21 protein-coding genes and 1 pseudogene are annotated in these 26148 nt (G+C 73.3%); 15 read left to right on the top strand and 7 right to left on the bottom strand.

What is annotated here, in order from left to right; translation table 11 throughout:
* The first annotated feature begins 83 nt into the window (after window positions 1-83).
* Window positions 84-821, top strand: a complete 738-nt coding sequence (locus tag AQJ30_RS02915; protein WP_067228222.1) for an SDR family NAD(P)-dependent oxidoreductase — start codon at window positions 84-86, stop codon at window positions 819-821.
* A gap of 25 nt (window positions 822-846) precedes the next feature.
* Here the strand turns inward: AQJ30_RS02915 and AQJ30_RS02910 are convergent, their stop codons facing one another.
* The 3 genes from AQJ30_RS02910 to AQJ30_RS02900 are packed head-to-tail and all read right to left on the bottom strand — an operon-like array spanning window position 847 to window position 4361.
* Window positions 847-1647 (bottom strand): phosphatase PAP2 family protein, encoded by an 801-nt coding sequence (locus tag AQJ30_RS02910; protein ID WP_067228220.1) that lies wholly within the window; start codon window positions 1645-1647, stop codon window positions 847-849.
* Window position 1648: 1 nt separating this feature from the next.
* Window positions 1649-2602, bottom strand: coding sequence for a YihY/virulence factor BrkB family protein (locus AQJ30_RS02905; RefSeq protein ID WP_067228219.1), 954 nt, complete (start codon window positions 2600-2602; stop codon window positions 1649-1651).
* 1 nt (window position 2603) lies between these two features.
* Window positions 2604-4361, bottom strand: a complete 1758-nt coding sequence (locus tag AQJ30_RS02900) for a bifunctional phosphatase PAP2/diacylglycerol kinase family protein (protein ID WP_079083738.1) — start codon at window positions 4359-4361, stop codon at window positions 2604-2606.
* 226 nt (window positions 4362-4587) lie between these two features.
* Here AQJ30_RS02900 and AQJ30_RS02895 point away from each other — a divergent pair, with 226 nt between their 5' ends.
* The 3 genes from AQJ30_RS02895 to AQJ30_RS02885 all read left to right on the top strand — a co-directional run bounded on the left by AQJ30_RS02895 (window position 4588) and on the right by AQJ30_RS02885 (window position 11078).
* A complete protein-coding gene (locus AQJ30_RS02895; protein WP_067228216.1) occupies window positions 4588-6093 on the top strand; it encodes an MFS transporter in 1506 nt (501 codons plus the stop codon).
* Between the two features lie 377 nt (window positions 6094-6470).
* Window positions 6471-9308 carry a PQQ-dependent sugar dehydrogenase gene (locus AQJ30_RS02890; protein WP_079083737.1) on the top strand — a complete coding sequence of 946 codons (2838 nt, stop codon included), beginning with the start codon at window positions 6471-6473 and terminating at the stop codon, window positions 9306-9308.
* A gap of 18 nt (window positions 9309-9326) precedes the next feature.
* Window positions 9327-11078: a ThuA domain-containing protein gene (locus AQJ30_RS02885; protein ID WP_067228214.1), complete on the top strand. Its 1752-nt coding sequence runs from the start codon at window positions 9327-9329 to the stop codon at window positions 11076-11078.
* 23 nt (window positions 11079-11101) lie between these two features.
* On the opposite strand, the gene AQJ30_RS02880 is transcribed toward AQJ30_RS02885, so the two are convergent.
* Window positions 11102-11554 (bottom strand): flavodoxin family protein, encoded by a 453-nt coding sequence (locus AQJ30_RS02880; RefSeq protein WP_067228212.1) that lies wholly within the window; start codon window positions 11552-11554, stop codon window positions 11102-11104.
* 324 nt (window positions 11555-11878) lie between these two features.
* On the opposite strand from AQJ30_RS02880, the gene AQJ30_RS02875 reads away from it, so the two are divergent.
* The gene (locus AQJ30_RS02875; protein ID WP_067228211.1) at window positions 11879-12370 is read left to right on the top strand and encodes a hypothetical protein; all 492 of its coding nucleotides are present in this window, start codon (window positions 11879-11881) and stop codon (window positions 12368-12370) included.
* A gap of 10 nt (window positions 12371-12380) precedes the next feature.
* On the opposite strand, the gene AQJ30_RS02870 is transcribed toward AQJ30_RS02875, so the two are convergent.
* Window positions 12381-12761 (bottom strand): SCO0607 family lipoprotein, encoded by a 381-nt coding sequence (locus AQJ30_RS02870; protein ID WP_425424118.1) that lies wholly within the window; start codon window positions 12759-12761, stop codon window positions 12381-12383.
* Window positions 12762-12906: 145 nt separating this feature from the next.
* Here AQJ30_RS02870 and AQJ30_RS36445 point away from each other — a divergent pair.
* The 7 genes and pseudogenes from AQJ30_RS36445 to AQJ30_RS02830 form a co-directional block, all read left to right on the top strand.
* A pseudogene (locus AQJ30_RS36445) lies at window positions 12907-13265 on the top strand (zinc-binding dehydrogenase); the annotation flags it as partial.
* Window positions 13266-13509: 244 nt separating this feature from the next.
* Window positions 13510-15084: an ATP-binding protein gene (locus tag AQJ30_RS02855; RefSeq protein WP_245726779.1), complete on the top strand. Its 1575-nt coding sequence runs from the start codon at window positions 13510-13512 to the stop codon at window positions 15082-15084.
* Window positions 15081-15503, top strand: a complete 423-nt coding sequence (locus AQJ30_RS02850) for a roadblock/LC7 domain-containing protein (protein WP_067228206.1) — start codon at window positions 15081-15083, stop codon at window positions 15501-15503. The genes AQJ30_RS02855 and AQJ30_RS02850 overlap by 4 nt, the downstream gene beginning before the upstream one ends.
* A complete protein-coding gene (locus AQJ30_RS02845; protein ID WP_067228204.1) occupies window positions 15500-15859 on the top strand; it encodes a DUF742 domain-containing protein in 360 nt (119 codons plus the stop codon). Before AQJ30_RS02850 ends, AQJ30_RS02845 begins: the two co-directional genes overlap by 4 nt.
* Window positions 15834-16454: a GTP-binding protein gene (locus AQJ30_RS02840; protein ID WP_067228202.1), complete on the top strand. Its 621-nt coding sequence runs from the start codon at window positions 15834-15836 to the stop codon at window positions 16452-16454. The genes AQJ30_RS02845 and AQJ30_RS02840 overlap by 26 nt, the downstream gene beginning before the upstream one ends.
* Window positions 16451-17689: a cytochrome P450 family protein gene (locus AQJ30_RS02835; protein WP_067228201.1), complete on the top strand. Its 1239-nt coding sequence runs from the start codon at window positions 16451-16453 to the stop codon at window positions 17687-17689. The genes AQJ30_RS02840 and AQJ30_RS02835 overlap by 4 nt, the downstream gene beginning before the upstream one ends.
* Window positions 17686-18903: a cytochrome P450 family protein gene (locus AQJ30_RS02830; RefSeq protein ID WP_067228199.1), complete on the top strand. Its 1218-nt coding sequence runs from the start codon at window positions 17686-17688 to the stop codon at window positions 18901-18903. Before AQJ30_RS02835 ends, AQJ30_RS02830 begins: the two co-directional genes overlap by 4 nt.
* Before the next feature lie 129 nt (window positions 18904-19032).
* On the opposite strand, the gene AQJ30_RS02825 is transcribed toward AQJ30_RS02830, so the two are convergent.
* Window positions 19033-20550, bottom strand: a complete 1518-nt coding sequence (locus AQJ30_RS02825) for a helix-turn-helix domain-containing protein (RefSeq protein ID WP_067228197.1) — start codon at window positions 20548-20550, stop codon at window positions 19033-19035.
* A gap of 145 nt (window positions 20551-20695) precedes the next feature.
* Between AQJ30_RS02825 and AQJ30_RS02820 the strand changes: the two genes are divergently transcribed.
* The 3 genes from AQJ30_RS02820 (at window position 20696) to AQJ30_RS02810 (ending at window position 23552) form a co-directional block, all read left to right on the top strand.
* A complete protein-coding gene (locus AQJ30_RS02820) occupies window positions 20696-21316 on the top strand; it encodes an L-threonylcarbamoyladenylate synthase (RefSeq protein WP_067228195.1) in 621 nt (206 codons plus the stop codon).
* A 53-nt stretch (window positions 21317-21369) separates the two neighbouring features.
* On the top strand, window positions 21370-22143 hold the full coding sequence (locus AQJ30_RS02815; protein WP_067228194.1) for a dienelactone hydrolase family protein: 774 nt from the start codon (window positions 21370-21372) through the stop codon (window positions 22141-22143).
* A gap of 215 nt (window positions 22144-22358) precedes the next feature.
* Window positions 22359-23552: a glycoside hydrolase family 64 protein gene (locus AQJ30_RS02810; RefSeq protein WP_067228192.1), complete on the top strand. Its 1194-nt coding sequence runs from the start codon at window positions 22359-22361 to the stop codon at window positions 23550-23552.
* A gap of 75 nt (window positions 23553-23627) precedes the next feature.
* Here the strand turns inward: AQJ30_RS02810 and AQJ30_RS02805 are convergent, their stop codons facing one another.
* The gene (locus AQJ30_RS02805; RefSeq protein WP_067228191.1) at window positions 23628-26030 is read right to left on the bottom strand and encodes a M4 family metallopeptidase; all 2403 of its coding nucleotides are present in this window, start codon (window positions 26028-26030) and stop codon (window positions 23628-23630) included.
* Between the last annotated feature and the right edge of the window lie 118 nt (window positions 26031-26148).

Genomic DNA, 26148 nt, shown 5'->3' with positions numbered 1-26148 from the left:
GGGTTCAGCCTAGCCATTCTTGACTCGATCGTCCATTACTGCCTACGTTATGGACGATCCATTCCACAACTGAAGGGGTTCCCATGGCAGGCGTGCTGCAGGAGAAGGTGGCCGTGATCACGGGAGGGACCAGCGGCATCGGGCTGGCCATCGCCCACCGCTTCGTCCGGGAGGGCGCCCGGGTCTTCGTGACCGGCCGGGACGCCGGCCGCCTGGACGCGGCGGTCGGGGAGCTGGGACCCGCGGCCACCGGCGTACGCTCCGACGTCTCGGTCCTGGCCGACCTGGACGCGCTGTACGCACGCGTCCGGGAGGAGGCCGGACGGATCGACGTGCTGGTGGCCAACGCGGGGATCGTCGCGGACGCCACCCTCGGCGCCCACACGGAGGAGAACGTCGACCTGACACTCGCCGTGAACGTCAAGGGCCCCCTGTTCACCGTGCAGAAGGCGCTCCCGCTGCTCGCCGAGAACGCCTCCGTCCTCGTCATCGGCTCCAGCAACAGCGTGCGGCCCAACGAACAGCTCGAGGTCTACAGCGCCTCGAAGGCGGCGCTGAGCAACCTCGTGCACAACTGGGCCCGGCAGTCACGGGAGCGCCGCTTCCGGGTCAACGTCCTCAGCCCGGGACCCACGCGGACCCCCGCCTTGCTGCGCGCCGCGGGGCCGGACGCCGACCGGTTCGCCGAGGCCGTGGTGCCCCTGGGGCGGCTGGCCGACGCCGGAGAGATCGCCGAGGCCGCCCTCTTCCTGGCCTCGGACGCCTCGTCGTTCGTCACCGGCGCCGAGCTCTTCGCCGACGGCGGGTACACCCGCGCCTGAGCCGAGGCCGCCGTCAACCACACTCTCAGCGGGTCCGGGGACGGGGTTCCGGCGTGGCTCCGGTGAGTTCCGGCTCCAAGCCGTCGCTCACCGGGGTACGGCCCCGTCCTACGTCGACGCGCCAGGCCTCGAAGGCCCATGCGGTCAGGGCGGTGACGGTCAGGCCCAGCAGCCAGCCGCCCAGGACGTCGCTGAACCAGTGCACGCCGAGCGCGACCCGGGTGAAGCCGGTACCGAGGACGCAGAGCACGGCGACGCACCAGCCCGCGGTGCGCCAGGCCCGCGGCAGCAGGGGTGCCAGGACCAGCATGAAGACGGCGAAGGAGGTGGTCGCCGTCATCGCGTGGCCGGACGGGAAGGAGTAGCCCGGGGCGTGCGCCACCGGGTCCTGGAGCACAGGCCTGGCCCGGCCCACCACGGACTTGACGAGCAGTCCGACCAGCCCGCCGGCCACGGCGGTGACCGCCGCCCAGGCCGCCAGGCGCCAGGCGCGGCGGTAGAGCAGCCACGCGGTCAGCAGCGCGACGGCCGCGCGCAGCGTCACGGGGTCCCAGATCCGGTCGGAGAGCAGGCGCAGCACGGCCGTCCACTCCCCGTGGCGCATGGCGTACCGGTGCAGGTCCTGCGCAGCGGAGGCGTCGAGGTGCGACAGGGGCCGCCACTGGCCCTCGATCAGGGTCAGGAGCAGTCCGAAGGCGACCGCGGCCGCGGCGGCGACGCCGGCGGCGGCCAGCAGCCGCGCGCTGAACCTGCGGTCGGCCTGCCGGCGGCGTTCACGGCGTGCTCGGCGGTCGCGGAGGAGCCGCAGGGCGGTCAGGTCGTGCATGTCAGACTCCGGGATCGGCTTGGATCGGGCCGGGACGGCGGCCGCTCGCCGCCTCCAGCTGCGCGGCGAAGGCCAGCCCGAGGAACAGGGCGACGGATGTCAGGTAGGCCCACAGCAGCAGGGACATGAAGGCGCTCAGGGGGCCGTAGACGGTGTCGAACGAGCCGCTGAGGTCGAGGTAGAGGCTGAGCAGCCAGGTCAGAGTCATCCACAGCACCAGGTAGACGGCCGCGCCGAAGGCGAGCCAGGTGTAGCCGGGCTGCTTGCGGCGCGGAGCGCGGCGGAAGATGACGCTGGCGGACAGGAGCGCGAGCAGCAGCCCGAAGGGCCAGCGCAGCAGGTCCCAGGCGGCCCGGGTGCTGTCGTGCAGGTGGTAGACGTCCACCGCCGCCGAGGCGAGGTCGTCGCCGGCGATCATCGCGATGAAGCCGAGGCCGAGCGGGAACCCGGCGCCGACGGACATCAGCAGGCCGCGCAGGTACTTGAGGTGGAAGGGGCGGTCGCGTTCGTTGCCGTAGAGGCGGTTGGCGCCCCGCTCGATCTGGCACATGGCGGTGGTGACGTTGACGAGGGAGAAGGCGGCGCCGAACCAGAGGGCGAGGGCGGCGCCGTCGCCCGCCGTGCGCTGGCTGCGGTCGAGGGCGTCGTCGACCACCTGGGCGCTCGGGCCCTGGGCGAGGCGGTGGATGGTCAGTTCGGCCAGTCTGCCGATGTTCTCGGTGTGCAGGGTCGTCGACAGGCCGACGAAGGCGATGGCCAGCGGGATGACGGACAGCACCGTCTGCAGGGCGAGCGCGCGCGAATGCGTGAAGCCGTCGGCGTAGCGGAAGCGGAGGAAGGCGTCCCGCAGCAGGGACCAGCCGCCGTAGCGGCGCAAGGACGCCCACGCCTCGTCGCCGGACAGTTCCTCGCCGTCCATGTCCCGCGTCTCGGGGACTTTCGTCGCGGTGCCCATCTCACTGCTCCCGTGTCGGCAGCAGCACGGTCAGGGCGCCCGGCGCGACCTCGGCGGTCAGGTGCCGGCCGGCGGTCACCGGGTCGCCGTCCAGCTCGCGGGGCAGCTCGGTGTCGAAGGTGATGTCCGCGCGGCGGAAGGTGAAGAACTCCACCGGTGCGCCGCCCTCACTCCCCTCCCGTGCCGCGGTCGTGCCGCCGCGCAGCAGCGTCCACAGCGCGGACAGCCAGCCGCCGATGCCGCGGGGGTCCAGGACCAGCAGGTCCAGGCGTCCGTCGTCGGCCCGGGCTTCGGGCAGCAGGGTCACTCCGCCCTGGACGGTGCCGATGTTGCCGACCAGCACCATGCGGGCCGTGCGGCGCAGGGCGGGCGCGCCGTCGAGGCGGACGCTCAATCCCGTGCGCGGGGTGCGCAGTTCGCGCAGGACGGCGAGCACGTAGGTGGGCCAGCCGAAGACGGCCTTGGCGCGGTCGTTGGCGTTGGCCCGCCGCATCGTCGCGGCGTCGAGGCCGGCGCCGGCCATGGCGGCGAAGTACGTGGAGGGCAGGCCGTCGCCCTCGATGCGGCCGAGGTCGATGCGGTGGGGGGTGCCGCGCAGTGCGGCGTCGAGGGCGTCGGCCGGTGCGAGCGGCAGGCCGAGGTTGCGCGCCAGGAGGTTGCCGGTCCCGCAGGGCACCAGGGCGAGCGGTACGTCGGTGCCCGCGAGGGATGCGGCGGCCGCGCGGAGGGTGCCGTCGCCGCCGCAGACCACGACCAGGGCCGCCCCGTCGCGGACCGCGCGGGCCGTCTGGCCACCTCCGGGGTCCTCGGCGGTCGTCTCGACGAAGACCGGTGCGGTGTGGCCGTGGTGTTCCAGGACGCGGCGCAGGGCGTCGCGGCCGGCCTCGTCGGTGACCGTGGGGTTGAAGACCACGGCGGTGCGGCCGGGGGCCACGGGCCGGGCCGGGCCGGCCGTGGGCGTGGACGCGGGCGCGGGGGGAGCGGCGACCGCGCCGTCCGCGAGCAGTGCGCGCCGTGCGATCAGCAGCGACAGGGTTCCGTTGACGAGGCCTCCCATGACGTCGGTGGGGTGGTGCATGCCCCGGTAGAGGCGGGCGAGGCCCACGAGGAGGGGCAGGACGCAGAGCAGGCAGGCCACCACGGTCCGCCAGGGGCCGCGCAGCCGCGACAGCGCCAGCAGCGCCAGGCCGCCGTAGAGGGCGGTGGCCGCCCCGGTGTGCCCGGACGTGTAGCTGGAGGTGGGCAGGGAGCCGTCGAGGCGGTGCACCTCGGGGCGGTGCCGCTCGACCGCGACGGTGATGACCAGGAAGACCAGCGACTGCAGGCTGACGGCGACGGCGAGGAAGACGGCCTGCCGCCACATCGGCAGCCGCGGTAGCAGCACCAGCGCCAGGCAGCTCGCCAGGGTGACGCCGATGACCGTCCCGGTGTTGCCTCCCTGCGAGGCGACCGAGGACAGGGTGGTGAGCGTGCCGGTGCGCAGGCGCACGAAGGCCTCGTTCACGCCGTCCTCGGCCGTGAGCGGCCACAGGTGGCGGGCCGGGCCGGTGATCAGCAGCCCGAGGCCGACCATGAGGGTGGCCTGACAGACGGTCAGCGCCGCGATCCACCGCACGGACCAGCCGATGCCGCGCGGCATCGCCGGACGGCTCGGGGAGACGGCTCCGCGTCCTGCGCCCCGTCCGGCGCCCGGCGGTTCGGCGGTGAGCTCGACCGGTCTCTTGGGCCCGACGGGTCTCTCCGGCACGGCAGTCGACATCAAGTACCTCTCTCGGCTCAGCGCTTGGCGACACCTTCGCCGGTGGCTGTCCTCCTCCCCCGGCACACCGCCGTATGCCCGCTCCGCCGAGGAGCAGACGCGCACCCTTGTGCGGCGGGCCCCGGACGAAACGAAACGTTGCCGTTTCGCTGAAACTGCTCTAGCCTCGATCTGTACGAAACGGTTTCGTTTACGCGTCCACGCGAGCTTCCCGGAGTGGTCTCCCATGCCCCAGAAGACTGTCGGCGACGGCACCCCCACGGGGGCCCTCGCGAACGCCCCCGCCGAGGCCCCGGCCCACCGCTGGTGGATCCTCGCGGTCATCGCCGTCGCCCAGCTGATGGTGGTCCTCGACGCCACCATCGTGAACATCGCCCTGCCGTCCGCCCAGGCCGACCTCGGCTTCTCCGACGGCAACCGGCAGTGGATCGTGACCGCCTACGCGCTGGCGTTCGCCTCGCTGCTGCTCCTCGGCGGACGCATCGCCGACCTGTTCGGCCGCAAGCCCGCCTTCCTCGTCGGCATCGTCGGCTTCGCCGCGGCCTCCGCGCTCGGCGGCGCCGCGAACGGCTTCACCATGCTGGTCGTCGCCCGCGCGCTGCAGGGCGCCTTCGGCGCGCTGCTCGCGCCGGCCGCACTGTCGCTGCTCAACACCACCTTCACCGACGCCCGTGAGCGGGCCCGCGCGTTCAGCGTGTACGGCGCCATCGCCGGCGCCGGCGGCGCGATCGGCCTGCTGCTCGGCGGCGTGCTGACCGACGCGTTCGACTGGCGCTGGACCCTGTACGTGAACGTCGTCATCGCCGTGGTCGCCTTCGTCGGCGGCTGGGTGCTGCTGGGCAGCCACCGGGACGCGGCGGACGCCAAGCTGGACGTGCCCGGCACGGTCCTGGTCGCCGCGGGCCTGTTCTCCGTGGTGTACGGCTTCTCCAACGCCGAGACCCACGACTGGGGTTCGCCGCTGACCTGGGGCTTCCTGGTCGCGGGCGGTCTGCTGCTGGCGGCCTTCGCCTGGTGGCAGACCCGGGCCGCGCACCCGCTGCTGCCGCTGCGCATCCTGCTGGACCGCGACCGCGGCGCCTCCTTCATCGCGGTGCTCCTGACCGGCGCCGGCATGTTCGGCGTGTTCCTCTTCCTGACCTACTACCTCCAGCTCAACCTCGGCTTCAGCCCGACGAGGACCGGCGTCGCCTTCCTGCCCATGGTCGGCGCGCTGATGGTGGCCGCGCAGGTCGGCACCACCGTCCTGATGCCCCGGATCGGCCCGAAGGCGGTCATCCCGCTGGGCTTCGCGATCGCCACGGCGGGCATGGCCTGGCTGACCGGCATCGATCTCGGCTCCTCCTACCCGAGCGCGGTGCTGCTCCAGGTGATCGTGATCGGTGTGGGCCTCGGCCTGGTCATGCCGCCCGCCATGCAGCTGGCCACCGGCGGGGTCGCGGCCGAGGACGCGGGCGTCGCCTCGGCCACCGTCAACGCCATGCAGCAGGTGGGCGGCTCGATCGGCACGGCCCTGCTGAACACGCTCGCCGCGAGCGCCGCCACCGACTACCTGGCGGGCCACCGCCCGCCGAGCAGGCAGGTGCAGGCCCAGGCCACGATCGAGAGCTACACGACCGCCTTCTGGTGGTCCGCGGTCCTCTTCGGCGCGGGCACGGTCATCACCTTCCTGCTCTACCGGCGCGGGGTGCCCCGGCAGAACGCGGACGCGGCACCGGTCGTCCACATGTGATCCGCCGTCACCGAGCGCCGCGCTCGCCGTGACCCTCCCGAGGGGCCGCCGTCACCACGACGGCGGCCCCTCGCGCGCTCGGGACGACACCGACCGGTACGACCCGGCCGCGCGCCACTTCACCGCGCCGCTCGCAGCACCCTTAGTCGCCTCGCCCCGGACGGAGCCGCCCCTTTGTCCCGGCCGTGGAAGAAGTACCGAGATCTTGTGCGCAACGGGTTACGGACTGCGACAAAGCTCGCTAGCTTCTTTGAAATGAACCGGTCATGAGACCGTGACCGGTCCTGACGGCGCGACGGCGCGCGCCGGTGAACAGGCACCTGCACCTCCTGGACGTCACTGCCTGTCGGCATCCCACCCCACTTCGGGAGACCTCTGTGCGCACGAGACCGCTCCGCCTTCTGCTGACCGCCGTGGCCTGCGCCCTCGGCTGTCTGCTGCCATTACCCCCGGCCGCCGCTTCCCCCGCACCGCCCGTCACCGGGGACCTGGCCCCCGCCGTCCCCGAGTTCCAGCAGGTCACCCTGGCCAAGGGCGTGGCCGAGACGGGTGAGCCCATGACGCTCGCGGTGCTGCCGGACCGGTCGGTCCTGCACACCTCGCGGGACGGCACCCTCCGCCTCACCGACGCCGCGGGCACCACCACCGTCGCGGGCAAGCTGAACGTCTACAGCCACGACGAGGAGGGCCTGCAAGGAGTCGGCGTGGACCCCGCCTTCGCGTCCAACCGGTACGTCTACCTCTACTACGCGCCCGTGCTCAGCACCCCCGGCGGCGACGCCCCGGCCGACGGCACCGCCGGCGACTTCGCCGCCTTCGACGGTGTCAACCGGCTGTCGCGCTTCGTCCTGAGGACCGACGGCACCTTGGACCTGACCAGCGAGAAGAAGATCCTCGACGTGCCCGCCTCCCGGGGTATCTGCTGCCACGTGGGCGGCGACATCGACTTCGACGCGGCGGGCAACCTGTACCTGTCCACCGGCGACGACACCAACCCGTTCGCCTCCGACGGCTTCACCCCGATCGACGAACGCGCCTCCCGCAACCCCGCCTACGACGCGCAGCGTTCCTCGGCCAACACCGACGACCTGCGGGGCAAGGTGCTGCGCATCAAGGTCGAAGCGGACGGGTCCTACTCGATCCCGAACGGCAACCTCTTCCCACCCGGCACCGCGAAGACCCGTCCCGAGATCTACGCGATGGGTTTCCGAAACCCGTTCCGGATGAGCGTCGACAAGGCCACGGGCATCGTCTACCTCGGCGACTACGGCCCGGACTCCGGCACCGCGAGCCCCACCCGCGGCCCCGCCGGGCAGGTGGAGTTCAACCGCATCACCACGGCGGGCAACTACGGCTGGCCGTACTGCACCGGCGCCAACGACGCCTACGTCGACCACGACTTCGCCGACGGCGCTTCGGGAGCCGCGTTCAGCTGTACGGCCCCGCGCAACACCTCGCCACGCAACACCGGCCTGACCGACCTGCCCCCCGCGCGGCCCGCCTGGATCCCCTACGACGGCGGATCTGTACCGGAGTTCGGCTCCGGATCGGAGTCCCCGATGGGCGGCCCGGTCTACCGCTACGACGCCGCCTCGGCCTCCGAGGTGAAGTTCCCGCAGGAGTACGACGGCGACTTCTTCGCCGGGGAGTTCGGCCGCCGCTGGATCAAGCGGATCGAGTCCGGCGGCGACGGCGCCGTGCAGGCCATCAACTCCTTCCCCTGGAGCGGCACCCAGGTGATGGACCTGGCCTTCGGACCGGACGGCGCCCTGTACGTCCTCGACTACGGCACCGGCTACTTCAACGGCGACGAGAACTCAGCCTTGTACCGCATCGAACACGTCTCCGGCGGACTCGCGCCGACCGCCCAGGCCACGGCCGACGTCACCTCGGGGAAGGCACCCCTGACCGTCTCGTTCTCCTCGGCCGGCAGTGCGGACCCCGAAGGGGGCGCCCTCGGTTACGCGTGGGCCTTCGGCGACGGTGTCACCTCGACCGCGGCCAACCCCTCCCATACCTACACCGCCAACGGCCAGTACACGGCCACCCTGCGGGTCACGGACCCCACCGGCAGGTCCGCGACGGCCTCCGTGCACCTCACCGTCGGCAACACGGCCCCGACGGTCAGGCTCGGCCTGCCCGCCGACGGACGCATCTACGACTTCGGCGCCGCCATCCCCTTCCAGGTGACGGTCACCGACCCCGAGGACGGCACGGTCGACTGCTCCAGGGTGAAGGTCACCTTCATCGTCGGCCACGACAGCCACGGCCACCCGCAGACCTCCGCCACCGGCTGCACCGGCACCCTGCACACCCTGGCGGACGGCGAACACGACCCCAACGCCAATGTCTTCGGCGTCATCGACGCCGAGTACACCGACCAGGGCGCCAACGGCCAGCCCGCGCTCACCACCCACGACCAGCACGTCACGCAGCCATCTCACCGGCAGGCCGAGCACTACGGCGACTCCTCAGGCGTCCAGGTCGTCACCCACGGCCCCGCGCACGGCGGCAGGACCGTCGGCTACATCGACAACGGCGACTGGATCGCCTTCGCCCCGTACGCCCTCGACAACGCGACCCGGTTCACCGCCCGAGTCGCCTCGGCGGGCGCCGGCGGGACCATCGAGGTACGCGCCGGATCGCCGACCGGTCCCCTGCTCGGCACGGCGACCGTACCGGTGACCGGCGGCTGGGAGACCTTCCAGGACGTGTCGGCCGACCTGACCGCCCCGCCCAGCGGCACGACCAAGCTGCACTTGGTCTTCAAGGGCGGCAGCGGCTCGCTGTTCGACGTCGACGACTTCTCCTTCACCACGTCCGCCGACGGTCCGCGGTCGGGTGCGGTGAAGGGGGTGAACGGCAAGTGCCTCGACGTCGACGGCGCGCAGACCGCCGACGGGACCAAGGTGCAGCTGTGGACGTGCAACGGCACCGCGGCACAGAAGTGGACGCTCGGCGGCGACGGCACCCTGAAGGCGTTGGACAAGTGCCTGGACGTCTCCGGAGGCGGCACCGCCGACGGCACCCGGATCCAGCTGTGGACGTGCAACGGCACCGGCGCACAGAAGTGGACGCCCCAGTCCGACACCACGGTCCGCAACCCCCAGTCCGGCAAGTGCCTGGACGCATCCGGCAGCACCTGGAACGACGGCACCCCCGTCCACCTGTGGACCTGCACCGCCGCCACCCACCAGAAGTGGACCCTGCCGTAGCCGAGGAGGCGACCCCCCATGCGTGCACCCTGGAACGTACCCCTCGCACTGTTCGCCGCCGCCGCGCTGTGCCTGGCCCCCCAGGCCGCGGCCCAGCCCGCGAGCGGGAGCCCGTCCGTCCGCCCGGAGATCCGCGTGACGGACGACCCGGCGTACAAGATCCTCGTCTTCTCCAAGACGGCCGGCTTCCGGCACTCCTCGATCGACGACGGCATCGCGGCCCTGCGGAGCCTGGGCGCGGACGGCCACTTCACCGTCGACGCCACCGAGGACGCGCAGGCGTTCACGGCCGGCAACCTCGCTGCGTACAAGGCCGTCGTCTTCCTGTCGACCACGGGTGACGTGCTCGACGCCACCCAGCAGACGGCCTTCGAGCAGTACGTACGCGGCGGCGGCGGGTACGTCGGCATCCACGCCGCCGCCGACACCGAGTACGACTGGCCCTTCTATGAAGGCCTCGCCGGGGCCCTCTTCCAGTCCCACCCCGCCGTCCAGCCGGCCACCGTCGAGGTGGAGGACCGGGCGCACGACGCCACCGCCCATCTGGGCAGCACCTGGCAGCGGACCGACGAGTGGTACAACTACCGCACCAACCCGCGCACCAGCGCCCACGTCCTCGCCTCCCTCGACGAGTCCAGCTACTCGGGCGGCGCCATGTCCGGCGACCACCCGATCGCCTGGTGCAAGGACTACCAGGGCGGCCGGGCCTTCTACACCGGCGGCGGTCACACGGACGAGTCGTACGCCGAGCCCGCCTTCCGCCGGCACCTCCTCGGTGCGATCCGCTGGGCCGCCGGCATGACCCACGCCGACTGCCGTCCCGAGACCGGCTACACATCGCTGTTCGACGGCTCCTCCACCACCGGCTGGCAACAGGCCGGGCCCGGCGGGTTCACCCTCGCCGACGGCACCCTCACCTCCCACGGCGGACTGGGGATGCTCTGGTACTCGGCACAGGAGTTCAGCGGCGACTACTCCGTCAAACTCGACTGGAAGGCGGCCGGCGACGACAACTCCGGGGTCTTCCTCGGCTTCCCGGCCTCCGACGACCCGTGGTCCGCGGTGAACAACGGCTACGAGGTGCAGATCGACGCCACCGACGCGCCGGAGCGCACCACGGGCGCCGTCTACGGTTTCCAGTCCGCCGACCTCGCCGCCCGCGACGCCTCACTCAACCCACCGGGTGAGTGGAACACCTACGAACTCCGCGTCACCGGCGAGCGGCTGGAGGTCTTCCTCAACGGCCGCAGGATCAACGACTTCACCAACACCGATCCGGCACGCAGCCTCGCCCAGGGACACATCGGCATCCAGAACCACGGGGACGGCGACGAGGTGGCCTTCCGCAACATCCGCGTCAAGCAGGGAGGCGGACAACAACCCGGTCCGCGGTCGGGTGCGGTGAAGGGGGTGAACGGCAAGTGCCTCGACGTCGACGGCGCGCAGACCGCCGACGGGACCAAGGTGCAGCTGTGGACGTGCAACGGCACCGCGGCACAGAAGTGGACGCTCGGCGGCGACGGCACCCTGAAGGCGTTGAGCAAGTGCCTGGACGTCTCGGGAGGCGGCACCGCCGACGGCACCCGGATCCAGCTGTGGACGTGCAACGGCACCGGCGCACAGAAGTGGGCACCCCAGTCCGACACCACGGTCCGCAACCCCCAGTCCGGCAAGTGCCTGGACGCATCCGGCAGCACCTGGAACGACGGCACCCCCGTCCACCTGTGGACCTGCACCGCCGCCACGAACCAGAAGTGGGCCCTGCCCTGACCGGTGCCGGCACGAACGCACTGTCAGTCCATCAGGCCCGCCGCCAGGGTCGCGCCGAGTTCCCAGCACGCCTCGGTGTCGGCCCTGCCCGGCTCCCCGGTGACGGTGACCGGCTCGGCGGCGCGCCGCCAGGCCAGACCGGTGGTGATCGCCTCGATGCCGCGCACGGCGCCGGTGACGTCGTTGCCGCCGTGCACCCAGTAGCCGAAGGGCCGGCCCCGGGTGGCGTCCAGGCAGGGGTAGTAGACCTGGTCGAAGAAGTGCTTGAGCGCACCCGACATGTAGCCGAGGTTCGCCGGGGTGCCGAGCAGGAAACCGTCGGCGGCCAGCACGTCGGACGTGGTGGCCGCCAGGGCGGCGCGCCGCTCCACGCGCACGCCGTCGATCTCCGGCGCGGTCGCGCCCGAGACGACCGCCTCGAACAGCGCCTGGCAGTTGGGCGAGGGCGTGTGATGCACGATCAGCAAAGTGGCCACGGCACGGAACCCTGCCCGCCGGGCGGGCGGGACGCAACCGGGGCGCGGTCGGCACAGGGCGCGCGGGACGCCACCGATACCGCACGCGCGACAACGCCCCGGCGTACGCTCCGCGCGCCCCCCGCTCGGGTGGCGGCCATCGAACGCGAGCGCGAGAACCGAACGGAACAGGGCAAAGCGCCAGGCCGCGCCACCCCTTCCGCCACCCGCAGATATCTACCAGCATGCATATGCCGGGTCGCCGAGCGGTCGGAGGCGGCGTACCCGGCGATCGTCCGCGGCCCGCGTGCGGCCGCGCCCCAGGGACCTCACACGGAGCCGGACATGAGCGATGCAGGGTGGATGCGCGGCGTGGAGTGGCTGGCCGCCGCGGCGACGGACCCCCGGGCCTGCAAGCGCGACTGGGACCAGGGGAACGGCGTCGCGCTGTTGCAGGCGGGCCGGTTCTGGGACGTGCTGAGCGTGCCCGACCGGCTGGGGCTGCTCACCCTGGACCTGCTGTGGCAACCCTCGCTGCCGGTGCCGGGGCCCACGCTGGTCGACACCGCCGCGCACCGGGTGGGGTTCTTCCTGCCGCCGGACCCGGGCAGCCGGTGGGTCGGGGCGGGGGTGCGGCACGCGCGCCGGGGCGCCTGGGTCGCCGTACCGCCGCCGTACCGGGCGGCCCGTTGCCTGGAGTGGCTCGTGCCGCCGGACGGGAGCGGCGCGCTGCACCGGCCCTCGATGCTGGAGCAGGCGCTCCGGCAGGCCAACGGCAGCCTCGCGGTGTGGACGCCCTCCTCCCGGCGCCGGGCCGAACCCCCGCGCGACGGGTGACTCGCGCCGCTCAGTTCCCGGCGGGGACCTCGACGATCGCACCCTTCTCGTCGACGGTGTGGGTGCGCCAGTAGGTGTCCCACTTGTCGTCGACCTCCTGCGGCACCTTGCCCCGCGGGTACTTCACGTACCCCGCCGGGGGCGCCTCCCCCTCGGGGACGCAGGTGGAACCGGTCGTGCCCACGTTCAGGGCGGGGTACTCGCCGTCGGAGCAGATGTGCTCCCGGTACTCGAACCCGGCGCAGCCGGTCAGCGCCGCGAGGGCCGCCGCGCTCGCGAGGACGGCGGCGACGGCACGGACCGGGCCGGTACGGGGAGCGGCGGCGCCGGGGACACGGCGGGACATGCGCATGGTCTTCTCCAGTCGTTCGTTCGTTCGGAATGGCTCCACGATCACCTCCCGGAGGCCTTGATCCCTGAGTACGCGTACTCAGAATCCATCGGCCGCAGCACCCAATCCCACCGAGTACGAGGGGAGTCGGAGCAGCATCAGCAAGCGGGCGGACCGGCGGCAGCGCAAGGCGCGGCAGACGCGCGGCGCGCTGGCCGCCGCCGCCCTCCAGCTGATCCTGCTGCGCGCGCTGAGCCCGGCCCGGGTGGTCGCGCTCCACGTCAGCGAGGACAAGCTGCGCCTCGCCCGCAGGTCGGCGCCCACGAGACCGCGCTGTCCGACGCGGCGGCGGTCGGCGTGGTCCGTGAACGCACCGGCGGGCTGGGCGCGCAGGCGGTGTTCGACCTCGTCGGCGGCGAGCTGATCGAGGTGCTGGCGCCGGCCAGGGCCGGGGCGGTGTCGGTGCACACCGAGACGTTCTCGCTGGACGACGCGCCGCTGGCGTGCGAGCGGCTGCACGCCGGGGCGGTCGACGGCCGCGCGGTGATCCTGCCGAACGGCTGACCGGCCGGGGGCGGCGCATTCCCGTCAGCTCAACTGGCCTGCGCCGCACGGCAATTCCGACAGTCGACGCAGAAGCGAACAGAAGACGGGCGGATTCGGAGCGAAGTACGGGACGACCGTGCGAGACCGGTCGATGACGGTGTGTACTGTGCTCCGGAGCCGCCCGTCCGACGGGCTCCGGACTCCCGCCTGCCCGCTTCCCGACCGGAACGCCGACCGCCCCGATCCCCCTGGAACCGCATCGATGACCGCTCTACCGGATCTGGCCGCCGGTGGCCTCGCCCTCGGCACCCTGTCCGCGTTCGCCCTCGGGGGCGGACTGCTGCGACTGCGGCGCCGGGACGCCCGCCGGCGCGCCGAGATCGCGGCGCTGCGCACCCAACTCGACGGTTCCCTGCGGGCCTTCACCTCCGAGGTCGAGCACTTGGCCGCGCGCCGGGTGCCCGCCGCGGCCCGGCAGGTGACCCACCCGCACGTCGACGTGCCGGGCCCGCTGCAGCCGTTGACGGACGGCACCCCGCTGGGCCGGGCGCTCGACGACGTCCTGGTCGCCGTGCAGAGCGAGGTGGCCGCCCAGCGCACCCGGGTCGACGCCGCCGCCCAGGCGGGCATGCGCGGGGCCACCCGGGAGATCCAGGCGGCGCTGTACCGGCTCCAGGACGCCCTGCGCCGGCTCCAGCAGCGCTACGACGACCCCGAGTTGGCGCAGACCCTCTTCGCGCTCGACCACGAGAACGAGCAGTCGCTGCGGCGCGCGCAGGTCGCCGCCGTGGTGTGCGGGGCCTGGGTGGGCCTGGCCCGCGAGGAGTCCCACCTGGTCGACGCGGTCACCGGCGGCCAGGCCCGGCTCGCGGGCTACCACCGGGTCACCGTGCACAACCACCTCGAACCCGGCACGGCCCTCGTCTCGCACGCGGTCGAACCGGTCGCCATCATCGTCGCCGAACTGCTGGACAACGCGCTGCGGCACTCCGCCCCGGACACCGACGTCGTGGTCAGCCTGGAGCACGTCCACCACGGCGTGTGCGTGACCATCGACGACGCGGGCCTGGGCATGACCGAGGACGAACGCCGGCGCGCCCAGCGCCTGGTGGCCGGCGACGACCCGATCCTGCTCACCGACCTGGGCGATCCGCCGCGCATGGGGCTGGCCGCGATCGGCCGGCTGACCCGGCAGTTCGACCTGCGGGTCGACGTCTCCTCCGCCTCCCCGTACGGCGGGGTCCGGGCGGTCCTGCGGGTCGACAGCCACCTGCTCAGCCGCCTCGACCCGGACGAGAAGCCGCCCGCGGCGAGCGCCCCGCGCACCACCCGGCGGCCCGCCCCGGCCCGGCCGGCCGCACCGGCCCCGGGCTCAGGACCGGCACCGGCACCGGCACCAGTCCCCGCTCCGGCCCACGGCTACGACGCCGAGCGCACCGAGTCGGAGGCGGCCGGGCACCAGGGGCCCGCCGAGGACGGCCTGCCCCGGCGGCGTCGTCGTACCGCGACCGCCGCGCCCCGGCCCGCTCCCGCCGCGGACCGTCCGGCGCGCCGCCCCGAGGACGCCGCGGCCGCGCTCGGCGCGCTCCAGGCGGGCACCGCGGCCGCCCGGTCCGCCGCACCCCACCCCGGCGGGCAGCACGACGACGGCACGACCGACGGCGGGACGACCGACGGGGACGGCAGGGGCACCGAGGGCGCCGGACCCACCGGACCAACCAGGCCCACCGGGCCCGCCCAACCCGCCGGACCCGCCGGACCCGCCGACCAAGACCAGCGCGCCGGCCGCAGCTCAGCGCACGAACCGACCGACCACGAAGGGGGAGCGGCCCGATGACCAGCCGCAACACGGGCGACACGGCCTGGGTCCTGGAGCCGATCCTCCAGGTGCCGCACGTCCTGGCCGCCGTCATGCTGACCCGCGACGGGCTGGTGACCGGCCACACCGACGCGCTGTCGCAGGCGTCGGCCGAGCGGGTGGCCGCGATCACCAGCACCGTGCAGGGTGCCTGCCGGACCGCGGCGGCCGCGTTCGCCGACGCCGAGCGGGCCGAGGTGCGGCAGGTGGTCGTCGAGTCCGACCTCGGCTACGTACTGATCGTGCCCACCGACCACGGCACCTGTGTGGCCGCCTACGGCGACGGCGAGGTCCGCCTGGACCTGCTGGCGCACCGGGTGCACTCGCAGGTGGCGCGGCTCGGCGAGAAGGCCATGGCGGCCGCGGTCCGGGGAGCCGACGACGACGCGACGGCATGACCGGCCGCCCGGCCGGACGCCCGCTGGTTCCCGCGTACCTGTCGACCGGCGGGGTGGCCCGGCCGAGCCGCCCCCAGCTGGAGCGGCTGTCGGTGCTCACCCGCGGTGACGCTCCGGTGCCCGCCGGGCTGCCCGCCGCCGCACTCGCCCTGCTGGACGTCCTGGAGGGCGGCGCGCTGGCCCTCGTGGAGGCGGCGGCCCTGCTGCGGCTGCCGGTCTCCGCGGTCCGGGTCCTCGCCGCCGACCTGGCCGACCGGGACCTGGTCCTCGCCCGGGCGCCGATCCCGCCCGCCGACCGCTTCGAACCCGACCTGCTGAAGAGAGTGGCCGATGGCCTCCGCGCCCTCAAGCACTAGCGCCTCCCCCGCCGACGGGATCCACCTGCCCGACACGGCCCGCGACCTGGTGAAGATCCTGGTCGCGGGGCCGTTCGGAGTGGGCAAGACGACCCTGATCGACTCGGTGTCGGAGATCCGGCCGCTGCACACCGAGGAGCACCTCAGCGAGGCGTCCGCGAGCGTGGACGACCTGGCCGGGGTGCGGGACAAGACGACCACGACGGTCGCGATCGACTTCGGCCGGGTGAGCCTGGCGGGCGGGGTGGTGCTGTACCTGTTCGGCACGCCGGGCCAGGAGCGGTTCCGCTCGCTGTGGGACGACATCGCCTACGGCGCGCTCGGCGCGCTGGTGCTGGTCGACAGCCGCCGGATCGACGCGTCGTTCGACGTGCTGGGGCTGGTCGAGGAGAGCGGACTGCCGTACGCGGTGGCGTTCAACGCCTTCCCCGACGCGCCCCGCCATTACGGTGAGGCGCAGCTGCGCCGGGCGCTGGACCTGGAGCCGGGCACCCCGATGGTGACGTGCGACGCGCGGGACACGAACTCCTCCGTCGACGCGCTGCTCGCCCTGGTGGACCATCTGATCGCCACGCAGGAGGCGGTGTCCCGGTGAGCGCGTACCCCCCGGACCGGCACGACTTCTCCCGCTCGGCCCCCGTACGGCTGTGGGAGGACGGGTTCGCCGCGGACCCGCACCGCTACTACGCGGCCCTGCGCGCCCAGGGCCCGATCGGCTGGGCGGAACTGGCGCCCGGCGTCCCGGCGTATGTCGTGACCGAACGGCGGGCGGCGCTGGAGGTTCTGCGCGACACCGAGCGGTTCTCGCACGACCCGCGCGCCTGGGAGGAGACGGTGCCGGCGGACTCGCCGGTGCTGGGCATGATGCGGTGGCGGCCCAACGCCCTGTTCGCCGACGGCGGCGCGCACGTGCGCTACCGCACCACGCTGCTCGACGTGTTCGACCTGCTCGAGCCGCACGACCTGCGGGCGCGGGTGCACCGGGCGGTGCGGCTGCTGGCGGACCGGATCGGGCCGCGCGGCGAGGCGGACCTGGTCGCGGACTTCTCCCGGCCGCTGGTGGCGCTGGTCTTCAACGACCTGTTCGGGATGCCGGTGAGCGCCGGTGACCGCCTCGACGCGTCCCTGGGCCGGATGATGGAGGGCGGCGCGGGGGCCGCGGAGGGCGAGGCGGAGTACGCCCGGTACGTGCTGGAGCTGATCGCCGCCAAGGCCGAGCGGCGCGGCGACGACCTGCCCAGCCGGCTCCTGGACCACCCGGCGGGGCTCACCCCCGAGGAGGTCACCTGGCAGGTGTTCCTCACCCTCGGCGCGGGCTACGAGCCGACGGCGAACCTGGTGTCCAACACGCTGTCGCGGATCCTCGGCAACCCGGTCTACTACTCGACCCTGACCAGCGGGGCCCGGCCGGTCATGGACGCGGTGGTGGAGGTGCTGCACCACGAGACGCCGCTGACCAACTACGGCATCTACTACGCCCGCGAGCCGGTCGCCTGCCACGGGGTGTGGCTGCGCGACGCGGTACCGGTGGTGGTGTCGTTCGGCGCGCTCACGTCCTTCGCCGAGCAGGAGGACACCGGCGGGCGGCACCCGGGGGACGCCTCCCACCTGTCGTGGGGCGCGGGCCCGCACGCCTGTCCCGTCAAACAGCACACGCTGCTCATCGTCACCGAGGCGATCGAGCAGCTCACCCAGTGGCTGCCGGACCTGGACCCGGTGCTGCCGCGCGAGCGCCTCGGCTGGCGGCCCGGTCCGTTCCACCGGTCGCTGACCGCCCTGCCCGTCCGCTTCACCCCCCGCTCCCCCGACCACCCTGGAGTTGAGTCGTGACCGTCACCGACCGCATCGCCCTCGACCCGTTCGGGGCCGACATCCCCGCCGAGAGCGCCCGGTTACGGGCGCTCGGCCCGATCGTCCCGGTGGAGCTGCCCGGCGGCATCCCGGCGTGGGCGCCGACCGGCCACGCCGTCCTCAAGGACCTGATCCTCGACCCGCGGGTCAGCAAGGACCCCCGCCGGCACTGGCGGCTGTGGCCCGAGATCGGCGACCACCCGTCCTGGGGCTGGATCCTCGGCTGGGTCGGCGTGGTGAACATGCTCTCCACGTACGGCACCGACCACGCGCGGCTGCGCAAGCTGGTCGCGCCGAGCTTCACGCACCGGCGCACCGAGGCGCTGCGCGAGCGGGTCGAGGTGATCACCGCGGAGCTGCTGGACGGGCTCGCGGCGGGCGGGGACGAGGCCGACCTGAAGGCGGCCTTCGCGCACCCGCTGCCGATGCGGATCATCTGCGAACTGTTCGGCGTGCCCGAGGGGATGCGGGACGCGACCGCGCGGCTCATCGCGGCCATCATGGACACCTCCGACCCGAGCCCGGAGCACGCGGCGTTCGTGCAGGAGCAGATCGGCACCGTGCTGGGCGGGCTGGTCGCGCACAAGCAGGAGCACCCCGGCGACGACATGACGACCGAGCTGATCCGGGTGCGCGACGAGGACGGCGACCGGCTCAGCGCCGAGGAATTGGTCCACACGCTGCTGCTGGTCATCGGCGCGGGCTTCGAGACGACCGTCAACCTCATCGGCAACGCCGTGGTGGCGCTGCTGCGCCGGCCCGAGCAGCTGGCGGCGGTCCGGGCCGGCGCGATCGGCTGGGACGCGGTGGTGGAGGAGACGTTGCGGGTGCACCCGTCGATCGCGTCGCTGCCGCTGCGGTTCGCCGTCACCGACCTGACGGTGGGCGACGTGACGGTCCCGGCCGGGGACGCGATCATCACCACGTACGCCGCGGCGGGCCTGGACCCGGCGCACCACGGCCCGGACGCGGACGTCTTCGACGCGGCGCGGGGCACGGACGACCACCTGGCGTTCGGGATCGGCGTGCACCGCTGCATCGGGGCCCCGCTGGCCCGGATGGAGGCGCTGACCGCGCTGCCCGCCCTGTTCGAGCGGTTCCCCGGCCTGGCCCTGGCCGGCGGGGAGCTGACGCAGGTGCCGTCGTTCATCGCGTTCGGCTGGCAGGAGATCCCGGTCCGGCTGCACGGCTGACCCGGCACGGCGGCGGGGGGCCCGACCGGTCCCCCGTTCCGGTCGCGGCACCCCCGCGGCGGATCGAACTTACGTGCCCGGCGGCGGCCTTGGGAACCGTGTCCGTGCCCATTCGGGCGCCGGCGGGGCTCACCCGTGCACGGGTGCGCCCGGAAGGTCCGGTTGTGTCCGGGGCAGGGCGGGCACGGTCAGCTCGCGGGCGGCCAGGTGGGCGAGGACGACCTCGTACAGGTCGCTGCCCGAGGCCAGCAGCTGGCGTTCCAGGACGGGTTCGGCGCCGCGCACGTGGTCGCGCACGGTCTGGGCGTGCACCCCGAGGCGTCCGGCGGCGCGTTCGGCGTTGCCGTCGGCGGCGATCCAGGCGCGCAGGGTGCGGCGCAGGTCGCGGGCGTCGCCGTCGAGGCGGCCGAGCAGGTCGTGCGCCCAGGTGCGCAGCGCGGGCCCGGCGAGGAGGTCGCCGAGGCGGGCGGCGCCCGCGCCGTCGGGGGCGGCCGGAGGGGGCTCGTCCTCGGCGCGGGCCAGGTGCGCGGTGAGCGCCAGGTGGACGGCGGCGCGGACGGTCAGGTCGGAGAAGTCGGCGTGCAGCAGGCCCTCGACGCGGTCCATGCGGGCGCGCACGGTGTTGCGGCTGACGCCGAGCACCTTGGCGGCGCTGATCGCGGTGAACTCCAGGCCCAGCCGGGTGGTGGCGAGGAGTTCGGCGCGGGTGTGGTGCGCCAGCGTGTCCAGCGGGCGCAGCAGCCGGGCGGTCCAGGCGCGCAGGGCCGCCGGGTCCATCAGGCGCTCGGGGTGGGTGCGTTCGGCGTGGACCGCCGCCCGGCCGGGCCGGAAGCGGGCGACGGCCAGGGCGCTGACGGCCTGTCCGTAGGCGGTGGCGGTGCGGGCGAGGCTCTGCCGGACGCTGCCGCCGAGGTACGTGCCGGGGCGCCGTCGCAGCAGTGTCCGCAGCCGGGCGCCCGCCGCGTCGTGCGGGGCGACGACGATGACGTGCGCGTCCACGGCGGGGCAGCGCACCACCAGGGCCCGCTCCCCGGTCGCCGTACGGCACTCCTCGGCGAGCCGGTCGCGGTCGCCGGGGCCGGTCTCCATGACGTACACGCAGGCGGTGTCGGTGTCGAGGAGGCCCGGCCAGAACCCGGCGGCGACGCGGCGGGCCGCGACGACGTCCTCCACCATCAGCAGCTGGAGGACGGCCAGCCGCAGGTCGGCGGTGGCCCGTTCGAGGCGGTGCCCGGCGGCGGCGGTCTCCTGGGCGCGCAGCAGGAGTGCGAGGACGGTGGCGGTGCGGGTGACGACGTCGGAGACCCGCCGGTCGAAGGGGGCGGTGCGGACGAGGGCGAGGACCCCGGCGGAGGCGGGCGGCGGGAGGGCCACCCGCACCAGCCGGACGTGCCGGCCGCCGTCCTGTGCGGCGGCGGAGGCGAGGCGGCCGGCGGCGATGTCCGCGAGGAGGCGGCGCTCCAGGGGCAGCGCGGTGCCGGCCAGCACCGTGCCGGTGTCGTCGTAGAGGCAGACGGCGGCGCCGGTCGCGGCGGCGAGCCAGTCGACGATCCGGCCGACGTCGGCGCCGCCCGGACGCAGGTGGTCGAGGAGTTGCTCCGCCCACGCGGCGTCCGTGGGGCGGGGTGCGTCGTCCCGGCCGGCCATGTGGGTTCCGCTCCTCGTCGCGCCGTACGGTCCGGCGTCCCGGACCCGTCGTACCGGTCGGCGACGTTACCCCAGGACCGGCCGGGGGCGCCCGTGCCGGGGTGGCCGCGCGCCCGGGGCGACGGGGACGGCATAAGCTCGTCGGATGGCGAAGTACTACGACGTGCACCCCGACAACCCCCAGCCGCGCACCATCGCCCAGGTCGCGGCCGCCATCCGGGACGACGCGCTCATCGCGTACCCGACGGACTCCTGCTACGCACTGGGCTGCCGGCTGGGCAGCCGGGACGGGATCGACCGGATCCGGACCATCCGCCACCTCGACGACCGGCACCACTTCACGCTGGTCTGCCAGGACTTCGCACAGCTCGGTCAGTTCGTGCGGATCGACAACGACGTGTTCCGGGCGGTCAAGGCGTCCACGCCCGGCAGTTACACCTTCATCCTCCCGGCGACGAAGGAGGTGCCGCGGATGCTCCAGCACCCGAAGAAGAAGACCGTGGGCGTGCGCATCCCGGACCACGTCGTCACCCAGGCCCTGCTGGCGGAGCTGGGCGAGCCGCTGCTGTCCAGCACGCTGCTGCTGCCCGGCGAGGAGGAGCCGATGACCCAGGGCTGGGAGATCAAGGACCGGCTCGACCACGTGGTCGACGGTGTGCTGGACTCCGGCGAGTGCGGCACCGAACCGACGACGGTGGTCGACTTCTCCAGCGGGGAAGCCGAGATCGTGCGGCGCGGAGCGGGGGACCCCTCACGGTTCGAGTGAGCTCCAGCGGGGGGGCGCGCGGACCGTTGGGTGGTGCGTGCAACCATGTGGCCATGACCTCCATCCAGGGAAACCAGGGCATCCAGGGCGGCGACGTCGACGTCCGGACCGAGGACGGCGTCGCCGACGCCTACTTCGTGCACCCCGACGGGCCGGGTCCGTACCCGGGCGTGCTGCTGTACCAGGACGCGTTCGGGCTGCGCCCGCACCTGAGGTCGATGGCCGACCGGCTCGCCGGTGAGGGCTACGCCGTGCTGGTGCCGAACGTGTTCTACCGGCACGGGCGCACCCCCGTCTTCGACCTGCCCGCGTTCATCGACCCGGAGGCCCGTCCGGAGATCTGGCAGGCGATCGGTCCGGTCATGCAGGCGCTGACGCCGGAGCTCGTCGTGCGGGACGCGGACGCGTACCTGCGCCGGCTGGAGGAGGACCCGCTGGTCACCGATGGTCCGGTGGCCGTGACGGGGTACTGCATGGGCGCCCGGCTGGCCCTGTACACGGCGGGCGCCCACCCCGGCCGGGTCGCGGCGATGGCCGGGTTCCACGGCGGGCGGCTCGCGACGGACGCGCCGGACAGCCCGCACCTGGTCGCCGACCGGGTCACCGCCGAGGTGTACTTCGGCCACGCGGACGCCGACTCCTCGATGCCGCCCGAGCAGCAGCGGCGGCTGGAGGAGGCGCTGACCGCGGCCGGCGTCCGCCACCGCTGCGAGGTGTATCCCGGGGCGCACCACGGCTACACCCAGGCCGACACCTCGGCGTACGACAAGGACGGCGACGACCGGCACTGGGCGGCCCTGCTGGACCTGCTCGCCCGCACCTTCTGAAGCGACAGCTCCCTCACAGCTCCCCTACGGCTCCCCTGCAGCTCCCTTTACGAGCGCTCGCGGCCCGCTCGCCGCGAGCGCTTCTTCACGTCTTGAACATTGACATGGCCACAACTGAGCGCGACCCTGAGAGCGCTCTCAGAACAGGTACGGACCAGTCCCCACCGGTCCGCCCTTCGGACCAACCCCACAGGTCTCCCGCACGGAGGTGGAGAGTGCTCAGAGGTCTCAGGCACCGACTCGCGGCGGTGGCCGGAGCAACGGCTCTGGTCGGCGCACTGCTCTCACTGGGACACCCGGCCCAGGCCGCGGTCCCGGACACCATTCCCTTGAAGATCACGAACAACTCGGGCCGCGGCGACGCCGTGTACGTCTACACCCTCGGCACCCTGCTCAGCACGGGCCAGCAGGGGTGGGCGGACGCCAGCGGCACGTTCCACCCGTGGCCGGCGGGCAGCGTACCGCCCGTGCCGGCCCCGGACGCGTCCATCCCCGGACCGGCCGCGGGCCAGTCCAAGACGATCCGCATCCCGAAGTTCTCCGGCCGGATCTACTTCTCCTACGGCCAGAAGCTGGTGTTCCAGCTGGCCACGGGCGGGCTGGTGCAGCCGGCCGTGCAGAACCCCAGCGACCCCAACCGCAACATCCTGTTCAACTGGTCGGAGTACACGCTCAACAACGACGGGCTGTGGATCAACAGCACCCAGGTGGACATGTTCTCGGTGCCCTACGCGGTCGGTGTGCAGCGCTCCGACGGCAGCACCGTGAACACCGGCCACCTCAAGTCGGGCGGCTACAACGGCTTCTACAGCGCGCTGCGCGGCCAGCCGGGCGGCTGGGCGAACCTGATCCAGACCCGGTCCGACGGCACCGTGCTGCGGGCCCTCTCCCCCGGCCACGGCCTGGAGACCGGTGCGCTGCCGGCGTCCGTGATGGACGACTACATCAACCGCGTCTGGCAGAAGTACGCGAGCTCGACGCTGACGGTGACCCCCTTCGGCGACCAGCCGGGCACCAAGTACTACGGCCGGGTCTCGGGCGGGGTCATGAACTTCACCAACACCTCGGGCGCGGTCGTCACCAGCTTCCAGAAGCCGGACGCGGACAGCGTGTTCGGCTGCCACAAGCTCCTCGACGCCCCCAACGACCAGGTGCGCGGCCCGATCTCCCGCACCCTGTGCGCGGGCTTCAACCGCTCCACGCTGCTGGTCAACCCCAACCAGCCCGACACCACGACCGCGAACTTCTACCAGGACGCGGTGACCAACCACTACGCCCGCAAGATCCACGCCCAGATGGCCGACGGCAAGGCGTACGCGTTCGCCTTCGACGACGTGGGCAACCAGGAGTCGCTCGTGCACGACGGGGCGCCGCAGCAGGCGTACCTGACGCTCGACCCGCTCAACTGACCTCGCACAGGACCGACATGACGGAGCCCCACCCCGCAGCCGCGCGGGGTGGGGCTCCGTGCCCTACGGGGTCGGTCAGCCGGTCGTCACGGCGGTGTCGTCAACGACGAAGCTGGTCTGCAGCGAGGAGTCCTCGGCACCCGTGAACTTCAGGGTGACCGTGGAGCCCGCGAACGAGGACAGGTCCAGGGTCCTCAGGGTGTACCCGGTGGCCTTGTTGAGGTTGGAGTAGGTCGCCAGGGTGGTCGAACCGGCGGTCACCGTCAGCTTGTCGTACGCGGTGCTGGTGGTGGTCTCCGCGGTGTCGACGTGCAGGTAGAAGGTCAGCGTCGCCTTGCAGCCGGCCGGGATCGCGACCGACTGGGACAGCGTGTCGGTGTGCGTCGAGCCGTAGCCGTCGAGCCACGCCTTGTACGAACCGCCGTGCGCCGCCTCGCCGGTGTCGTTGGTGATGACCCCGCTGCTGGCCGTCCAAGTGGTGTTGCCCGACTCGAAGCCGGGGTTGCCGAGGAGCTGGGCGGAGGTGCAGGTGCCGCCGCCCCCGCCGGTGCCGACCGTCCAGGTGAAGGACGCGGTGCCGCTGGCGCCGGTGGAGTCGGTCACCGTGACGGTGGTGCTGTAGGTGCCGGCCGTGGTCGGGGTGCCGGAGATGACGCCCGTGGAGCTGTTGATCGACAGGCCGGCGGGCAGGCCGCTCGCGGCGTAGGTCAGCGCGCCGCTGTTGGTGCTGCTGGCCGTGATCTTCAGGCTGACCGCGGTGCCGACGGTCGAGGACTGGCTGCCCGGGTTGGTCACCGTGACGCCGCTGCTGGGCGGGGTGATGTGGCCGCCGACGTTGATGCCGGCGAAGGCGTTGCCGACCCCGGCGTACTGGGTGGAGCCCGAGCCGTACAGGGCAGCGGCCGCGTTGAGCGCGGCGGTGCGGGCACCGGCGTAGTTGGTGCTGGACGTCATGTACGTCGTCAGCGCCTTGTACCAGATCTGCAGGGCCGCGGCCCGTCCGATGCCGGTGACGGCGACGCCGTCGGAGGTGGGGCTGTTGTACGTGACGCCGTTGATGGTCTTGCTGCCGCTGCCCTCGGACAGCAGGTAGAACATGTGGTTCGCCGGGCCCGAGGAGTAGTGCACGTCGAGGTTGCCGACGCCCGAGTACCAGCTGTCGGCGGAGCCGCCGTCCTTGCTGGGCTTGTCCATGTAGCGCAGCGGGGTGCCGTCGCCGTTGATGTTGATCTTCTCGCCGATGAGGTAGTCGCCGACGTCGGAGGAGTTGCCCGCGTAGAACTCCACGCCGGTGCCGAAGATGTCGGAGGTGGCCTCGTTCAGTCCGCCCGACTCACCGCTGTAGTCGAGGCCCGCGGTGTTGGACGTGACGCCGTGGCTCATCTCGTGGCCGGCCACGTCCAGCGAGGTCAGGGCGTGGGTGTTGCCGCTGCCGTCGCCGTAGGTCATGCAGAAGCAGCTGTCGTCCCAGAAGGCGTTGACGTAGCCGCTGCTGTAGTGGACGCGCGAGTAGGCGGCGACGCCGTCGTTGCGGATGCCGCTGCGTCCGAAGGTGTTCTTGTAGAAGTCCCAGGTCTCCTGGGCCCCGTAGGCCGCGTCCGCGCCCGCGGTCTGGGTGTTGGAGCCGGACCCGTTGCCCCAGACGTCGTCGGCGTCGGTCATCAGCGTGCCGGTGCCGGAGGTGCCGGCGTTGAGCGAGTACGTCTTGTGGCCGCCGCGGGTGGTGTCGTACAGCTGGTACGTCGAACCCGACAGGGTGGTGCTCAGGGAGACGGAGCCGCTGTACTGGGTGTTGCCGGTGCCGGTCTTGACGTCCTGGAAGCGGTACAGCTCGGCGCCGCTGGTCGCGTCGGTGACGACGTGCAGGCGGCTCGGCGTGCCGTCGTCCTGGAGGCCGGTGACGACCGTCTCCCAGGCGAGCCGGGGGGTGCCGCTGCCGGCCCAGATCACCTTGCGGGCGCTGTCGGCGGCGGGCCGCTGGGCGTCGAGCGAGCGCGCGGTCGTGAGCGCCTTCGCCTCGGCCGCGGACTTGGTGTAGGTGGCCGTGGTGGAGGCGACCTTCACCGTGCGGCGGTTGTTGTTGAAGGTCGTGGTGACCGTGCCGGCGGCCTGGGAGGCCGGGGGCGTGTGCACGACGAGGTCGCCGCCGAGGACCGGCAGCCCTGCGTAGGTGCGCTCGTAGCGGGTGTGGACGGTGCCGTCGTTGTCCTTGACGACGTCCTTGACGACGAGCTTCTCCTGAGCGCCGAGGCCGAGGCTCCGTGCGGTGCTCGCCGTGTCCGCCTGGGCGCTCCTGACGAGCGTCGCGTGCTGGGCGGGGGTGAGGTCGGCGGGCAGGCCGCCGGTGCGCAGGGGGCTGGGGTGGGGGGCCGCGGGCTGGGCGGACGCCGGGGCCGACGGCAGGCCGACGGCGAGGAGAGCTGCGGTGGAGAGCAGGGCTGCTCCGACCGCGGTCCGCTTGCGGGGAATGCGTCTCACTCGTACTCCTACTGCGGCGGCCGCGGGGCGCGGCCGGTGACAGACCGGGCAGCCGGGTGTGCTGTCCGGGACGAGCTGACCTGTGCGGGTCCGTCCCTGGGTGCAGGGAACGCGCCGC

Source organism: Streptomyces longwoodensis, assembly GCF_001514125.1.
Taxonomy (GTDB): domain Bacteria; phylum Actinomycetota; class Actinomycetes; order Streptomycetales; family Streptomycetaceae; genus Streptomyces; species Streptomyces longwoodensis.
The sequence above is the reverse complement of the archived record's forward strand: the minus strand, read 5'-3'. Positions and strand labels throughout refer to the sequence as shown.